This is a genomic window from Chryseobacterium sp. 1B4, from assembly GCF_036631475.1.
GTDB lineage: Bacteria > Bacteroidota > Bacteroidia > Flavobacteriales > Weeksellaceae > Chryseobacterium.
Window position 1 is genome coordinate 933,538 of record NZ_JAPNUF010000007.1, and the last position, 15,824, is coordinate 949,361.

Sequence of the window (15,824 nt, forward strand, 5' to 3'; positions counted from 1 at the left end):
ATTACCTGATGATGTATGACAATTCCGGGGATATTCTGATCAGAAAGAGAAACAGTATTATGAGGTTTTATAAAAATTCAGGATATAAAAAGAAGGATTCTGCTCTGTGCAGAAAAGGACTTCAGTCTTTTATGAAAAGCGGAAATCTTTACGGAACAGCCTTTACCCATCCTTCAGGAACCCAGCTCCACCTTTACAGGAAGGATATATTTACCCAGCCGGATTATATCTTTAATTTTAAAAGTTTCATCAATACTTTTTATCAGTACAGTGAAAATGAAATTCTGACCGGAAACAGTGACGGTCTGTATTCTGTAATGCTGGGGAGCAACAGGATAACTCCTATAATGAAAAACATCCATGTTAAAAGTATTATCAGGACAAAGGATAATCTGATATGGATTACTACGAATAAAAGCGGATTTTATCTTCTCAGAAACCACAGGCTTATCAAAATGCCGAATGACATCAATGATTACTTGAAGTCTGCACATTATATTCTTGAAGATCAAAAAGGATATTACTGGATTTCTTCTAATAACGGTATGTTTAAGGTTCCTAAAAAACAGTTGCTGCGCTATGCAGACAACAAAAACACTCCGGTATTCTATTACCGTTTCACCAAAAAAGACGGCTTTCTGACGAATGAATTTAATGGAAGCTCAGAACCTAACGCATATGCTCTTGAAAACGGGGATTTTGTATTCCCGTCGATGGATGGCTTTTTGTTTTTCAATCCGGACAGTATCCGGACTTATTATCCGGACAGAAACAAAATTTATATTGAAAGGGTAAAAATCGGAAATTCTGAACCTAAGTATTTCCATCAGGTATTTGATTTAAAGAATGATTACAAAACAGCAGAGGTCTTTATTGACATTCCTTATTTTTCCAATCCGGGAAATCTTTATATTGAAGCCAGGATATCGGGAAAAGAAAATACTGAATGGGAAAAGGTTATAACAGGAACGGAGCTAAAATACACGATCAGCAATCTTTCTCCGGGAGATTATACCCTGAGCATTCGGGTACTGGTTTCTCCGGGCGGGCAATATGAAGTGAGGACAGTACGTTTCAAAATCCAGCCTCTTTTTTATCAGACACTGCTTTTCAGAGTGTCAGTTTCTATCATAATCCTGATCATCATTATAGTTATTGTTCAGCTAACGACTAATTTCCTAAGGATAAAAAATAAGGCGCTGAAACAGATAGTACATAATAAAAACTCTGAGCTGAAAGAAACATCCCTTCACCTTGAGCTGGTAAAAAGCAATCTGCAGAAAGAAACGGAATACCAGAAGAAACTGGTAGAAACCATCAGCCATGATATTACAACTCCTATCAGGTTTATTGCCATGCTTTCGCAAAAGCTTCATGAGTCTGATGATGTGGAACTTCAGAAGAAGTATTTTGACAGTATTTATAAATCCTCAGAGCAGCTGTATCAGTTTACCCTCAATTTAAAAGAATACACCGAGCTTTATAAAGCCGAGAACATCTTTGAAGAAAAAGAATATCCTATCAACAGAATCCTGGAAATCAAGAACAGACTGTTCTGTGAAATCGCAAAAGAAAAAGGAACAACAATAACCAATCTTTCTGAGCAGAAGGTTTATTCCAGAGTAAATGAAAGTATTTTAACAGCCATTATTCATAACATCCTTGATAATGCTGTGAAAAACACCTTCGAGGGTAATATAACCATGGCTATTAATGGAAGCCAGCAAAAATCCATAATAACAATTACTGATACGGGAACAGGAATGTCTGCAGAACAGATTGCCATTTATATGAACCTGTTCAGAAACCCAAAACTGGAAACTCCCAGCTTCAAGGGAAAAGGACTGGGGCTGCATATGGTGATTCATCTGGTAAAAAAGATCAATGCTGAAATAAGTTTCAGGCAAAACCAGCCTCAGGGAACGATTGTGGAAATAACACTCAATAAAAACTAACCTCTATGAATGAAAAAATTTTAATCGCTGATGATCATTATGTAGTGAGGGCCGGAACCTCTCTGGTCCTTGAGACTGCTTATCCGGGACTGAAAATAGATTTTGCGGAAAACTATGACCAGGTGAAAAAGAAGTTGGAAAACCAAAGGTATGATCTTCTCATTCTGGATATTGATATGCCGGGAACCCAATATAAAAAAATGGTTCCGGAGCTTAAAAGCATACAGAACGACCTTAAGATCCTCATATTTTCAGGATATGACAAAGATGTTGCAATTCAGTATATCAGAGAAGGTGCTGAAGGATACCTGAACAAACAAAGCAGTGAAGAAGAAATTAAAAATGCAGTGAAAACGGTAATTGAAAAAGGGTATTTCTATCCTGCAGAGCTGATCGGTCTGATTATTCAAAACAAAAGAAATAATCCTGTAGAAAAGCTGTCATCCAGAGAATACGAAATCTTCAAGCTTCTTGCAGACGGAAACGGAAATCTTGAAATTGCCAACAGACTTAATATTCAGATGTCTACTGTAAGTACTTATAAAAAAAGAATTTTTCAAAAGCTTGATGTCACCAATATTGCAGAACTGATCAAGGTATATGAAATGATGCATTAAAAAAGGGGCGGAACCCTTATTATATTCCAGCCCCAGAAAAAACACAAATCTCATTAGAAAACAGATAACCTGTTGATTTGTTTATTTTTATATATCATTGTATTTTTAGAATCATGTAACAGCTTTAATACAGTCTCTGTACAGAAAGGTACAGTTCTCTTGTATTATCAGAAGTATTGGAGTCCGTTGTGGTTGCATTACTGCTTCCTGTGCTGGACCTGTTATCAACACGGAATGCATAATATACTCTGTACCATCTTGGCTCCGGCTCCTGTATGGTGATATCAAATGTTACGGTCTCATTATGGGTCTGCGTCAGGTAAACACCATCATCAAACTGCCTGTAGGCACCTGGTGATAATTTAATATTTCCGTTGTCCGAATCTCCGGTATGAGTAGACATTTCTGATACCCAGATCTTCACATCTGATGTTCCTACATTATAAAGCCTTGGGTTGAAAGTTGTGGCAGCTCCTGTTCCTGCCGAACTGCTGTCAAATTGTGCATCAAGCCTTAAAAAACCGCCCAGAACAGGAAGATCTGAAAGATATGTGCTGGCCAGCGTGTTGACTCCGGAAACCCCGGCAGGTATGCTTCCATGGTAATAAATTAAATCTCCGATTGTAATATCATCATCCACCCCTCCAAATGCAAACTTCCATGTTGTTCCGTTAAACATATAATAACCGGCCTTGTCTACTTTTGCAGTTTTTGCAGAAGGCACGGTTACAGGCTGAGTCACATAAACCAATGTTCCGGTTTGCGCAGCCAGGTAGACATTATCTTTAGCTCTCAGCTGATCCCCGGTTAACCTTGGTGCCATTACTCCATCGGGAACTGTTGCAGCATCGGGTTTACCCTCTACCTGCAATGTTACTTTTGGAGAATCTGTATTAATACCAACCTGGGAATAGGCAGCCAGTGAAAGGCACATCATAATACCGGAAAGAGTTAATTTTATTTTCTTCATTTTAGTATATTTGTTTAAAAATTATTGATTTATAAAGGAAATAAATCGTGCAGGTCAATTGACATACCATCAATCAGCCTTTAAGGAGCTAGCGGTTGCAAAGTTATCTGCATTGACCAATCAATTTTCTGAATAATCAATGAAAAACCGGAAACGGCTCAACAAAACACAACGAACTGCAAATCAAATAGTTAAATCAGTTATTTTCTGAAAAATGACTGCAATATATTATATTGAATGATTTAAAAAATTATCTCTTGCCACAAATGACCGCCACAAAAGACATACAAATTGAACAGTACAAAAGACAGCTGATCTATTATTACAACATTCTGATGTCTGTTATTCTTGCCGTCTTTGGTTTGATATTTACCTTTATCATTCCGGATCAGGTCATGGCCTGGTATCTTTACGGAGGACTTTTTTTGCTCGTGTATACTTACCTGATTGTACGCAAGACTTACTCTGTAAATGTTATGGTGCATTCTTATATTATTATAGCCACTCTTTACAATTTTTACATCATGCTTGTGTTCTGGAATAATTCCATAGCAAGTTTTGTCTGGCTTATCCCTATTCCGCTGGCAGCCTATGTTTTCTTTTCAAGGAAATATGTCTTCATTTACAGTCTCTTTGTTGTACTGAATATTGCAGCAGGATATCTTATTTCAAAAACTTCAGCTTTGATTTCCCTCTGCACAGTCAGGATGATGTAAGAATTACAGATACGATCCTTATGATTTCCAATGTTGCTGTTATATCACTCCTGCTCTATTTTAAGGATAAAATAAAACGTATTGAAATTTACCACGAAATTGAAAGCAAGGTTCATGCTCCGGAAACTCAATCCGTTCCGGTGACAGAAAAAATTCCTTTTGCAGATGAGCTGTTTGAAAAAATCGAATCCGTCATGCAGGAAAAACAACTGTATAAAGATGTGAATTTCAATATTTCAAAGCTTTCTACAGTAATGGATATCAACAGCAGTTATATATCAAAATCAATACGTGCAAAGGGCTACCCCAATTTCAACAATTATCTGAATATGCACAGGATTGAATGCGTGAAAAGACTTCTTCATGAAAATGATATTGAAAAGGTTACCCTGATGTATATTTACACCGAGGCAGGATTTTCCAACCAATCTACTTTCAACAGGGTATTCAAACAGATGGAAAACGTTACTCCATCTGAATATATCAGCAATTTACAGGTGCACTGATTTGTTTCACCAATAAAAATCATTGAGACAATAATTTTTAAATCCGGAAAATAATCAGGAAATTTACGGGACTTAATTTTCTGTTTAATCCACTGCATTGTAATTGCAAACACTCATGAATTCATCTGAAAAAGCTTTTCAGGGAAGCCGGCGTCTCCGATACATAAAACTTTGTATTTTCTTTTCAGGACTTTCGGTTTTTGCACAGCTGTATCTCTTTCAGCCCATGCTGCCAATGGCAGCACAGCAGTTTGGGGTATCCGTAGGTGATACTTCTCTGCTTGTCTCCTCCTCTACAATAGGTATGGCATTGGGATTATTATTTTTTGCTTTCAAAGCTGACAGCTATTCAAGAAAAAGCCTGATGGTCTTTTCGCTGATTTCATCTGCCATGCTTACCATCATTTCTACCTGGATTCCTGCTTTAAGTCTTCTGATTGCTATCGGGGTGTTAAAAGGTTTTGTTGTTTCCGGAGTTTCTGCGGTAGCTTTGGCCTATCTTACAGAGGAGGTGAATGCTCTTGCTGTGCCTGCTGCCATCAGTATGTATCTCAGCGGCAATACGATCGGAGGAATGAGCGGAAGAATACTGGCCACTTTATTTGCCGGTGAATTCGGATGGCGTAATGCTGTGCTGCTTATCGGAATAGAAAGCCTCATTCTGGGTGCTGTATTCTGGAAACTGTTCCCGGAATCAAGGTTTTTCAATCCTCAGAAAACGGATTATCATCTTAAGGTAAAACAGATGAAATTTTTCCTTACCAACCCTTATATGCTTCGTTTATACTGTACTGCTGCATTGCTGATGGGAGTTTTTGTAAGCGTTTATAATTACCTTACATTCAGGCTGGAAGCGAAACCATTTTCATTAAGCCACTTTATTATTGCTTTTATTTTTCTGATGTATATTTTCGGAGTCTTCGGAACTATGATTGTGGGACGTCTTTCCAGAAGATTTCCCATGAACGGTATCCTTAAGGGCTCTATCCTGTTTATGCTCACCGGAGCTGCATTGCTGCTATCGGAAAATATGTATGTTCTTATCTTCGGCCTTGGTCTTTTTACCCTCTCCTTCTTTGCGGCACATACTATGGCCAGCCAGATGACAGCTTTATATGCCAAGCGTGGGAAGTCTTCAGCAACTTCTATTTACTGGCTTTTCTATTATTTTGGTTCAAGCATTCTGGGAAGCGGTACCGGTTATATTCTTCATGCTTATTCCTGGAATATTTTCATAGGTGTCCTTATTCTGTCTGTTATTATTGCCCTCCTTTTGACCACAGCTAATGTGAATCCAAGGGAAAAAGCAAAAAGCTGATACCACACAGATACCACACTTTATTTTTCGTGAAAATGCTATAATTCGTGTATTGGTGTACTATTTTAACACATTATTAATTTTTTATAGTAAAAATTTAACCTAATCTCACTTAAAACAACGGCTGGCCATGTAATGCCGGGCATACTATTTGCTGTTTATCAAGGACCATATCACCACCTAAAAATCAAAATATTATGAACGTAGCAGATCTAAAAATCAAGAACTTAGTCGAGTACAAAAATCAGATTTATACGATCACTGAGATCTTTCAGAATGTCGACCAGGCTTATTTTGTTAAAATTGAAAATGATATTCACAGTATTTCGGTCCCGGCCGCTTCCATCAAGCCCATCAGAATAACCGAAGAATGGCTTGAAAAGCTGGGATTCTCACGGACTGACAGTTCGGACCAGAGTATACGATATGAAAGACCGGAAGCATTTATAAAATATGATATCGACCTGAGCTCCAGAAAAATAATGGAAGGGTTGAAAATATACGGAAACGCCATCAAGTGCAAATACATCCATGAGTTTCAGAATATTTTCTCAAGCTTATTCGGAAAGGAAACTGCTTTACATTATGGCTATCTTAAGACAGAATCATAGTTAAATAGTTCTTAGTTGAAGAAGACCACAATTTACAGGTAAATTGTGGTCTTCTTTTTTGAAAGGGTTCAAAGAATTTACCCAAATAACAATAAAACAGCTGCCGGATACCCAATTTGATTCCGTATTTTTACAGTAAACCTAATCATCCGTTATGCAAGAAGTTATCGTTTATCAAATCGATTCTTTTACCAAAGAAAAGTTCAAAGGAAACCCGGCTGGAGTTGTGTTAAATGCTGAAAATATGACAGCTGAAGAAATGCAACTTATTGCGAGGGAACTTAATAATTCTGAAACTGCATTTGTTTTTAAACCTGCTCATCCCGGAGAAGATTTTGATTATCACATCCGGTATTTTACTCCCACCACAGAGGTGCCTTCCTGCGGGCATGCCACAATTGCGGCACTCTATGCAAAAGCTCAGGAAGATCATCTGGATTCCTGTACCATCAGAATACATACACCAATCGGCATATTACCGATTTATATTGAAAGGAAAGACAATGATTATCTTATTACCATGACACAGGGGAAATTTGAGCTAAGTCCTGCTTTTGATCCTGCAATGACTCAAAAAATTGTACAAGCACTGGGACTGACAATGGATGATCTTGATGAAAAATGTCCGGTACAAATTGCTTCAACAGGACATTCAAAAGTAATGATCGGTATTAAAAGCAATATGATTTTAAGTCATCTGGCTCCTGATCTTACCGCTTTGGCAAAACTTAGTAAGGAAATTGGCTGTAACGGATATTTTGTATTTACTTTCGATACCGATGAAAAAGAGATATTAACCAACGGAAGAATGTTTGCTCCTGCCATCGGGATTACTGAAGATCCTGTTACAGGAAATGCGAACGGACCACTTGGAGGCTATCTTATTCAACACAAAATCATTGAGACTTCCGATGACACCTTTGAATTTACCGGAAAACAGGGTGAAGCCATCAACAGGGTTGGTAGAGTAAAAGTAAGTGTCAATATCAAAGATAGTAAGCCTGATACCGTCAGTATTACCGGAAATGCAGTAAGTGTTTTCAGAACAACCATGAATGTGCACTAACTTTCATACTTATAATAAAAATTGTCCCCATAGAAGAATACCAGTCGTCATTAAGGTGAATCAAAAAAATTGAATACAATGAAAGAATTCTTATTAGTCTTCCGTGCAGACTACAAGTCTATGCCTAAGACATCACCGGAACAAATGCAGGCCAATACCCAGAAATGGATGAACTGGATCGCCGGAATTGCTGCTCAGAATAAACTGGCAGACCGGGGTAACCGTCTGGAAAACACCGGACAGGTTCTAAAGTCAGACGGATTAATTTCTGACGGACCGTATGCTGAGATTAAAGAATCAATTCTGGGCTATACACTGATCAATGCTGAATCTGTTGAAGAAGCTACCGCTTTATGCAAGGAATGTCCCATCCTGCTATTGGGTGGTAGTGTAGAAATAAGAGAGATCAGCAAACTGTAGCATGATTTTGCAAACTCAAAAAGCGCAGGGGATTATCGATTCATTTTCTTTGCGCTTTTGAGTTTCCCGGAACAAATATACTTACCTTTGATATAGCCTTTTCATAAATCATGGTAAATCCGAATGAAATAACCCCGCATTTATTCAGGACTGAGTACAGCAAGATCGTTGCAGTACTTTGCAGAAGTTTTGATATCAAACATATCGAAAATGCCGAAGATATTGCCAGTGAAACTTTTCTGAAGGCTTCAGAATATTGGGCACTGCACGGACTTCCCGATAATCCTTCAGCCTGGCTTTACACCGTGGCAAAGAATAAAGCAAAGGATTATTTTAAACACCTTGCCGTTATTGAAAAAAACAAACAAGAAGAAGTAAAAACCGCTGAAAACAATTACCAGACAATCGATTTTGATACCAAAAATATTTCCGACAGCCAGCTGGAAATGATTTTTGCGGCCTGCAATCCCGTCAACTCCCAGGAAACTCAGATATGTCTGGCCCTCCAGATTCTTTGTGGTTTCAGCATAGAAGAGATTGCCAATGCTTTTCTATCCAAAACGGAAACCATAAAAAAACGCCTGCAGCGAGGCCGGGAAGCACTCAGAACACATCATTTTACAATAGATTCTTTAAGTGAACAGGATATTCATCAGCGTCTGGAAACGGTATTAACTACTTTATATCTATTGTTTAACGAAGGGTATTTTTCAAGAAGCCATAATCTTTTAATTCGTAAAGACCTCTGTCTGGAAGCTATGAGACTCACTTTGATTCTCACTGACCATCCATTCACCAATACTCCAAAAGCCAATGCATTACTGGCCCTGATGTGTTTTCAAAGCTCAAGACTTGACGCAAGGATTAATGATGAAGGTGAAGCCATTCTTTTTGATGAGCAGGACGAAACGTTATGGGATAAAGCTTTAATAGAAAAAGGAAATTATTACCTGACAGAGGCCTGCCAGCCCAACCACTCTTCTGTTTCAAAATATCATCTGGAGGCTGGTATTGCCTATTGGCACACTTCATCGGCTGAGGATAAATGGCAGCAGATTTTAAATCTCTACAACCAGCTTGTTGTTATTGAATACTCGCCTGTTACCGCCTTAAACAGAACTTTTGCTTTTTCAAAAGTCTATGGAAATCAGAAGGCAGCCATTGAAGCTGAAAAACTTAACCTCATCACCAGCGAATATTATCATGGACTGCTGGGTTATTTATATACGGAACTCGATACCAATAAAGCTATTCATCATTATCAGGAAGCCATCCGTCTGACAAAATCAAAACCGGAAAAGCAGACTTTACAGAAACAGATTGATCTTTTGTGTTCAAAATAAAAAGCCTCCTGACCAATATTCAAGAGACTTTTCTATAATTATTTAGCATCTGTGATTATTGAGAACAATCCTCTTTCCCGATGAGAAGAAGGTTGATGAGTTCTTGTCTGTTGATTTTAACAACATCACCATTTTTAATTTTATACTTCTTCTGCAGGAGTTTCTCATTACAATAAACCGCATTGATATTCAGCAGTTGATTCAATTGGGAAGATGAAAGGCCAAAACATTTTCTTATAACTGTTGAAACTCTTACATTAAAATCGAAAGGATATTGTATTTGAAACGAAATCATTTCATTTTTCATATTTGTCAGGTCTTCAACGGAAAGATCTTCACGGATAATTTCATATTCTACACTTTCCGGATCTGCTTCCACATTATTTTTCCTTATTGTTTCCAGTGAAAATGCATATGTCCAAACTGTTTCCAAATTATTTTCTGACAATTTATCAAACAAATCTTTACTGATAGCTTCTGTCCTGATTCTTGAAAATACAGTTATATTGTAGGTATTATTGCATTGTATACACCGGTAAATTAACCATATATCAATATTCTTTTTTTGAGCATTCAGTCTGAATTTATCGCTGCATTGAAATCTGTAGCTGTTACAATGATTGCATTTCTTTTTTAGTAAGGGAGTATTTTTCGCTTTTACCTCCCATATATGTATAGTACTCATTACTTATAGTTGTGCTTAATATTCTTTGTAGGATTTTTTCCATATTATTCACACTCTGCAGTAAAGTTGATATGCATCTGATTTTACCCAAGACTCTCTTAAGATTAGTTTGCTGTAAGTTTCGTCATTGTTACAGACAAAATACAGACACAGTTGCTTTTACAGGCACTGCAATAAATAATATGATAAAATGAAAACCTGTTCAGGTAGAATTACCCAAACGAAAGAACGATCAGCCTGTGGTTACTGAGACTGATACTAAGCGATAATAAGTTTAAGAGTTGTTCTCAAAACAAGTTGTTTACTTGGTTATGATAAAAGTAGTTAATTTTATTGAAGAACAGTGAGTTTTTACATTTAATTCCAGGCAAGTAAATTTGCACCCCATTTTCGGGAAAAATTGAACCATACAACAAACAAAAATTGAACCATACAACAAACCTGTCTTTTCCGTTTCTGACGAACTTTGTGGTATTAAAATCATCAAAATGAATCAGATTAATAAAATTTACATCAACGGCGAATTTGTTACGCCGAGCGGAACAGAAACTTTTGATCTTATAAGTCCAGTTACCAATCAAAAAACAGGCGAAGTAATTTTGGGAAATGAGGAAGACACCCGAATGGCCATCGCAGCAGCGAAAAAAGCTTTTAAGACATTTTCAAAAACAACAAAAGAAGAACGCATTGGTTTTCTTAAAAAACTGCATGAAGCGGTAAGCAAACGGGAAGATGAACTAGTTTCCGTCATGGTCAATGAATACGGAGGAACATTACAGTTTTGCAGAATGAGCGTTCAGAATGCAATCTCTGCCTTTACAACTACGATCAAGACCTTAGAATCTTATAGTTTCGAAAGAACAGCCGGACATTCTAAAGTACGTTTTGAATCTCTGGGTGTAGTAGGAATCATCACACCATGGAATGCCAGCAACAGCTTTATCTGCAACAAACTCGCAACCGCTATTGCTGCCGGATGTACCGCCGTTATCAAACCCAGTGAAATGAGTGCTGCCCAGACCCAGTTGCTTACTGAATGTTTTCATGAAGCGGGCTTGCCTGAAGGAGTATTCAATATAGTTAACGGATTAGGAAACGTAGTAGGAGCAGAAATTACTCAGCATCCTGATATCGCTAAAATATCCTTCACCGGATCTACATTGACTGGAAAAGCGATTGCCAAAGGGGCTGTAGATACGATGAAAAGGGTAACCTTAGAACTTGGCGGGAAGTCTCCCAATATCATTCTTGAAGACGCTGATCTTGATAAGGCTATTCCTATGGCTGTTTTCGGAGCTTATATGAACAACGGGCAGGCATGTATTGCCCCTACCCGGCTGCTTGTTCCCCAAAACCGGCTGGATGAGGTAAATGAACTCGCTAAAAAAGCTGCAGAACAGGTAAAGGTGGGAAATCCTGACGAAGAGGACACTCTTGTAGGCCCTATGGTAAGTGTCAGACAATTTGACCGCGTACAAAGTTATATCCGGCTGGGGCAGGAAGAAGGCGCAACTCTGCTGGCAGGTGGTGAAGGTAAGCCGCAAGGTCTTGAAGACGGTAACTTTGTAAAGGCAACCATCTTTACCAACGTACGTAATGATATGCGTATTGCCCAGGAAGAAATCTTCGGACCTGTATTATCCATTATTCCTTATGCTGATGAAGAGGAAGCCATTGCGATTGCCAATGACACTCATTATGGTCTGGCAGCTTATATCAGCTCTTCTGATCAGGAGCATGCTGAACGTGTAGCCGCACGGATTGATGCCGGTAGAATATGTATCAACGGTTTTTCACATGATCCTTATGCTCCTTTCGGCGGCTTTAAACAAAGCGGGATAGGACGTGAATATGGTGTATTCGGGCTGGAAGCTTATCTGGAGCCAAAGGCTGTTATTGTATAAAATTATATTCATCACAGTACAATGTTCTAAGAGCATTTTGCTGTGATGATGCTAAAAAGTTTTGTAAGTTTGAAAAAACAACAGATCAAGAAATAACATTCGAGCCATGAGTGAAAATAATATTCCTTTTCCCATCAATTACTCCTGTCATTTTACAGAATTCAGGGAAGGAGAACAGTTTGCGCGGATTCACAGCCTGGGACTTGTTCTTTCCGGGGAAATGGAGCTGAATGACGGGATCACCAAAACGATATTCAAAGAAGGTGAGCTTTATTCTGCAAGAAAAAACCGTTTGGTGAAGTTTGCAAAATATCCTCCTAAAGATGGCGAAATCAAAACTGTAACCATTTATTTTGATGAAGCTATCTTACGGGATTTCAGCCGTGAGTACGGATATCAGGCAGAGAAGAAAGAAAATGTACCCGCCTATATAAAACCCAATCAGAAGGCATTAACTTCTTTTATGTATTCATTGCTTGCCTACGAGGAATTACCTTCATCTCAAGAACTTCTGCGTCTCAAACAAAAAGAAGCGTTACTTCTGATGCTGAACTACGACCCCGGTCTTAAGGATATTTTATTTGATTTCTCAGAACCTCATAAAATTGATATCGAATCTTTTATGAATAAAAATTTTCACTTCAATGTCAATGTAGAGCGTTTTGCCTATTTAACGGGAAGAAGTTTATCTGCCTTTAAAAGAGATTTTCAGAAAATATTCGGTATTCCACCGAGACAATGGTTACAGCACCGGAGATTAAAGGAAGCCCATTTTCTGCTAACCCAAAAAGGAAGATCGGTTTCTGATGTTTATCTGGATCTGGGGTTTGAAAATCTATCCCATTTCTCTTTTGCCTTTAAAAAACAGTTTGGTTATCCTCCAAGCTCATTACAGGCAAAATAGAATAAAAAGTGAGCAGGCTATTGCAGTTATCCATGTTTTAACTCTTTAAAATATCAGATCGTGTCATGAAAATCACGACACGATCTGAATAATTGAATCTAATTATTGTAAAGTTTTTTAAAGTGCATATTCCACAGAAGCTTCTTTAGCAGCAGCTACCATTGCTATCAGAGCTTTTTCGGTTTCTTCCCAATGTCTTGTTTTAAGCCCGCAGTCAGGATTTACCCAAAGCTGGCCGGCAGGAATTACATTCTGGGCTTTTCTCAGCAGCTCAATCATTTCTTCTTTTGACGGAACCCTTGGTGAATGGATATCGTATACCCCGGGGCCGATTTCATTCGGATATTTAAAGTCTGCAAAAGCATTCAGAAGCTCCATCTGGGAACGGGAACATTCTATCGTAATTACGTCTGCATCCATATCAGCAATATTTTCAATAATGTCATTGAACTCCGAATAGCACATATGTGTATGGATCTGGGTAGCATCCTCTACTCCGCTTGCTGAAATTCTGAAGGCTTCCACTGCCCATTTCAGGTAATTTGCCAGTCGGTTTTTCTTAACGGAAGGCCTTCTCTTATCGCAGGTTCATCAATCTGAATAATTCTGATCCCTGCTTTTTCCAGATCCACCACTTCATCACGGATCGCCAATGCAATCTGCCTGCACGTTTCCGAACGTGGCTGATCATCACGTACAAAAGACCATTGTAAAATCGTAACAGGACCTGTAAGCATTCCTTTTACCCATTTCTCAGTCTGGGATTGTGCATACTGAGACCAGTAAACCGTCATCGGAGTTGGGCGGGAAACATCACCGAAGATTACAGGAGGCTTTACGCAACGGCTTCCGTAACTCTGTACCCAGCCGTTTTTAGTGAATACAAATCCTTCCAGCTGTTCTCCGAAATACTCTACCATGTCATTGCGCTCAAATTCTCCGTGAACCAGTACATCAATTCCGATGTCTTCCTGCCAGCGGATTGTTCTTTGCGTTTCTTCTTTCAGCAGCCTGTCATACTGTTCTGCTGTCAGTTCTCCTTTTTTGAATTTTGCTCTCCAGCTTCTTACTTCTGCAGTCTGCGGAAACGACCCGATAGTTGTTGTCGGGAATAAAGGAAGCTGTAATGCTTTTTGCTGTTGTTCTTTACGGATTCTGAAGATATTAATTCTTTGCGTATCCTTTTCTGTTACAGCATTAGCTCTCTGCTTTACCTGATCATTATGAATAAGAGAAGAAGTTCTTCTGCTTTCAACTGCTTTTTTATTTTCTTCAAAAGCTTCAAGAATCTGATCAATTTCTGTTTCCGATACCAGCTCTTTAAGCGTTACTACTTCCGTTACTTTCTGTTTGGCAAAAGCCAGCCAGTTTTTAATTTCAGGATTAAGATTGGTTTCAAAATCAAGATCACAAGGGGAATGCAGCAATGAGCAAGATGGTGCGATCAAAACTCTTTCAGAGCCTAATTGATTCACTGCTTTTTTTATCAGAGACAATGACTTTGATAATCATTTTTCCAGATATTTCTTCCGTCAACCACCCCTAATGACAGACTTACGCTTTCAGGAATAATGTACAGTATATCATCCAGCTGTTCAGGATTTCTTACAAGATCTACGTGCAGCACATTCACAGGAAGTGAAGCAGCCAGTGATGCATTATCTTTTAATCCTTCAAAATAAGTGGCAATAATAAATTTCAGTTTTGGGAAACGTTTCCTTATTTCAGCATATACAAAATGATATGTTTCTTTTGCCTTCTCATTTAAATCCAATGCCAAAAAGGTTCATCAAACTGAATCCATTCTGCGCCCTGATCCTGAAGTTTGGTTAAAATTTCCGAGTATACATGAAGAAGGTTTCCGGCCAGATCCAGCTTATCAAATCCTTCTTCTTTTTCTTTTCCCAATAACAGATAAGAAACCAGCCCGATAATAACCGGTTTGGCGTTGATCCCAGCCTGCTTTGCTCCTGCAAATTCATTGAAAATTTTATCTGAGCTCAGTTTAAACTGCTGGTTTTTATAAAATTCGGGAACAATATAATGGTAATTGGTATCGAACCATTTGGTCATTTCCATTGCTGTGATATCCAGTCCTTCTTTCTGATATCCTCTTGCCATGGCAAAATAAAGATCCAGCTCAGAGTTATTCTTTTTAAGAACCACTTCATGGTAGCGGGACGGTATTGCCCCCACCACAAGGCTCATATCCAGAACCTGATCATAGTATGAAAAATCATTACACGGAATAAGATCTATTCCTGCTTCTTTCTGAATATTCCAGTTTTGGTTACAGATATTTCTGCCTGTATTCAGAAGTTCTTCCGGAAGGATTTTACCTGACCAATACTGCTCGCAGGCTTTTTTGAGTTCTCTTTTGCTACCAATACGCGGATAGCCCAGAATGTGAGTTTGCATTTTTTAAACTTTTATATTAAAACTTGATTTAAAGTCTTTTTAAATGCTTCTTAATGCTTAACGAATAGAAATTCCGGGGAAAATGGCATAGCAGACCCTACAGTTTTCCCACAGAAGAAAACGTACTTATCTGATATATCATCTGTATGACCCAAAGCTTCAGACCGCGAAAGCACTGTCAATCCAGTAAAGGCAGGTCTCCTGACTTGTAACAGTTTCTGTCATCCTTCCCGCTTTGGCAGTGGATATGCAAGGACAGAAACCTTTGGCGTGTTACTTACAGTTGCGCGACAGCTCGTGATTTGCACACGATTCCCTATTAATCTACGTTAAGTAAAACCTTTTCTGTTTGATGAAGTATCTCTAAAGAACTGTACTTTTACTTTCAGCA

13 protein-coding genes, 1 pseudogene and 1 riboswitch are annotated in these 15,824 nt (G+C 38.4%); of the genes and pseudogenes, 11 read left to right on the top strand and 3 right to left on the bottom strand.

Features of this window, described 5'->3' with window-relative positions:
- The first annotated feature begins 8 nt into the window (after positions 1-8).
- Together OWR28_RS14265 and OWR28_RS14270 are read left to right on the top strand one after the other, a co-directional pair.
- Positions 9-1,955 (top strand): ATP-binding protein, encoded by a 1,947-nt coding sequence (locus OWR28_RS14265; protein WP_332387150.1) that lies wholly within the window; start codon positions 9-11, stop codon positions 1,953-1,955.
- 5 nt (positions 1,956-1,960) lie between these two features.
- Positions 1,961-2,572: a response regulator transcription factor gene (locus OWR28_RS14270; protein ID WP_332387151.1), complete on the top strand. Its 612-nt coding sequence runs from the start codon at positions 1,961-1,963 to the stop codon at positions 2,570-2,572.
- Positions 2,573-2,696: 124 nt separating this feature from the next.
- On the opposite strand, the gene OWR28_RS14275 is transcribed toward OWR28_RS14270, so the two are convergent.
- Positions 2,697-3,542, bottom strand: coding sequence for a phage tail-like protein (locus OWR28_RS14275; protein WP_332387152.1), 846 nt, complete (start codon positions 3,540-3,542; stop codon positions 2,697-2,699).
- Between the two features lie 266 nt (positions 3,543-3,808).
- Here OWR28_RS14275 and OWR28_RS14280 point away from each other — a divergent pair, with 266 nt between their 5' ends.
- From OWR28_RS14280 to OWR28_RS14310, 7 genes are all read left to right on the top strand, one after another.
- Positions 3,809-4,258, top strand: coding sequence for a hypothetical protein (locus OWR28_RS14280; RefSeq protein WP_332387153.1), 450 nt, complete (start codon positions 3,809-3,811; stop codon positions 4,256-4,258).
- A 20-nt stretch (positions 4,259-4,278) separates the two neighbouring features.
- Positions 4,279-4,764, top strand: a complete 486-nt coding sequence (locus tag OWR28_RS14285; RefSeq protein WP_332387154.1) for a helix-turn-helix domain-containing protein — start codon at positions 4,279-4,281, stop codon at positions 4,762-4,764.
- A 115-nt stretch (positions 4,765-4,879) separates the two neighbouring features.
- Entirely contained in the window at positions 4,880-6,082 is a 1,203-nt protein-coding gene (locus OWR28_RS14290; protein WP_332387155.1) for an MFS transporter, read from the top strand.
- Between the two features lie 197 nt (positions 6,083-6,279).
- On the top strand, positions 6,280-6,693 hold the full coding sequence (locus tag OWR28_RS14295) for a hypothetical protein (RefSeq protein ID WP_332387156.1): 414 nt from the start codon (positions 6,280-6,282) through the stop codon (positions 6,691-6,693).
- Positions 6,694-6,847: 154 nt separating this feature from the next.
- Positions 6,848-7,759 carry a PhzF family isomerase gene (locus OWR28_RS14300; protein ID WP_332387157.1) on the top strand — a complete coding sequence of 304 codons (912 nt, stop codon included), beginning with the start codon at positions 6,848-6,850 and terminating at the stop codon, positions 7,757-7,759.
- A gap of 78 nt (positions 7,760-7,837) precedes the next feature.
- Positions 7,838-8,179 carry a YciI family protein gene (locus OWR28_RS14305; RefSeq protein WP_332387158.1) on the top strand — a complete coding sequence of 114 codons (342 nt, stop codon included), beginning with the start codon at positions 7,838-7,840 and terminating at the stop codon, positions 8,177-8,179.
- 110 nt (positions 8,180-8,289) lie between these two features.
- Positions 8,290-9,522, top strand: coding sequence for a sigma-70 family RNA polymerase sigma factor (locus OWR28_RS14310; protein ID WP_332387159.1), 1,233 nt, complete (start codon positions 8,290-8,292; stop codon positions 9,520-9,522).
- A 55-nt stretch (positions 9,523-9,577) separates the two neighbouring features.
- Here the strand turns inward: OWR28_RS14310 and OWR28_RS14315 are convergent, their stop codons facing one another.
- Positions 9,578-10,207 (bottom strand): DUF1062 domain-containing protein, encoded by a 630-nt coding sequence (locus tag OWR28_RS14315; RefSeq protein ID WP_332387160.1) that lies wholly within the window; start codon positions 10,205-10,207, stop codon positions 9,578-9,580.
- Between the two features lie 488 nt (positions 10,208-10,695).
- Here OWR28_RS14315 and OWR28_RS14320 point away from each other — a divergent pair, with 488 nt between their 5' ends.
- Both OWR28_RS14320 and OWR28_RS14325 read left to right on the top strand, forming a co-directional pair.
- Positions 10,696-12,111 carry an aldehyde dehydrogenase family protein gene (locus OWR28_RS14320; RefSeq protein ID WP_332387161.1) on the top strand — a complete coding sequence of 472 codons (1,416 nt, stop codon included), beginning with the start codon at positions 10,696-10,698 and terminating at the stop codon, positions 12,109-12,111.
- 106 nt (positions 12,112-12,217) lie between these two features.
- A complete protein-coding gene (locus tag OWR28_RS14325; RefSeq protein ID WP_332387162.1) occupies positions 12,218-13,015 on the top strand; it encodes an AraC family transcriptional regulator in 798 nt (265 codons plus the stop codon).
- Positions 13,016-13,132: 117 nt separating this feature from the next.
- On the opposite strand, the pseudogene metE reads toward OWR28_RS14325, so the two are convergent.
- Positions 13,133-15,433, bottom strand: a pseudogene (gene metE / locus OWR28_RS14330) (5-methyltetrahydropteroyltriglutamate--homocysteine S-methyltransferase).
- Positions 15,434-15,607: 174 nt separating this feature from the next.
- Positions 15,608-15,792: riboswitch (cobalamin riboswitch) on the bottom strand.
- Positions 15,793-15,824 lie beyond the last annotated feature (32 nt).

Excerpts from the sequence above, each read along its gene's own strand:
- OWR28_RS14305 (WP_332387158.1), top strand. The coding sequence starts at position 7,838 with ATGAAAGAATTCTTATTAGTCTTCCGTGCAGACTACAAGTCTATGCCT.
- OWR28_RS14280 (WP_332387153.1), top strand. The coding sequence starts at position 3,809 with ATGACCGCCACAAAAGACATACAAATTGAACAGTACAAAAGACAGCTG.
- OWR28_RS14270 (WP_332387151.1), top strand. The coding sequence starts at position 1,961 with ATGAATGAAAAAATTTTAATCGCTGATGATCATTATGTAGTGAGGGCC.
- OWR28_RS14320 (WP_332387161.1), top strand. The coding sequence starts at position 10,696 with ATGAATCAGATTAATAAAATTTACATCAACGGCGAATTTGTTACGCCG.
- OWR28_RS14290 (WP_332387155.1), top strand. The coding sequence starts at position 4,880 with ATGAATTCATCTGAAAAAGCTTTTCAGGGAAGCCGGCGTCTCCGATAC.
- OWR28_RS14275 (WP_332387152.1), bottom strand. The coding sequence starts at position 3,542 with ATGAAGAAAATAAAATTAACTCTTTCCGGTATTATGATGTGCCTTTCA.
- OWR28_RS14295 (WP_332387156.1), top strand. The coding sequence starts at position 6,280 with ATGAACGTAGCAGATCTAAAAATCAAGAACTTAGTCGAGTACAAAAAT.
- OWR28_RS14325 (WP_332387162.1), top strand. The coding sequence starts at position 12,218 with ATGAGTGAAAATAATATTCCTTTTCCCATCAATTACTCCTGTCATTTT.
- OWR28_RS14310 (WP_332387159.1), top strand. The coding sequence starts at position 8,290 with ATGGTAAATCCGAATGAAATAACCCCGCATTTATTCAGGACTGAGTAC.
- OWR28_RS14265 (WP_332387150.1), top strand. The coding sequence starts at position 9 with ATGATGTATGACAATTCCGGGGATATTCTGATCAGAAAGAGAAACAGT.
- OWR28_RS14285 (WP_332387154.1), top strand. The coding sequence starts at position 4,279 with ATGATTTCCAATGTTGCTGTTATATCACTCCTGCTCTATTTTAAGGAT.
- OWR28_RS14315 (WP_332387160.1), bottom strand. The coding sequence starts at position 10,207 with ATGAGTACTATACATATATGGGAGGTAAAAGCGAAAAATACTCCCTTA.
- OWR28_RS14300 (WP_332387157.1), top strand. The coding sequence starts at position 6,848 with ATGCAAGAAGTTATCGTTTATCAAATCGATTCTTTTACCAAAGAAAAG.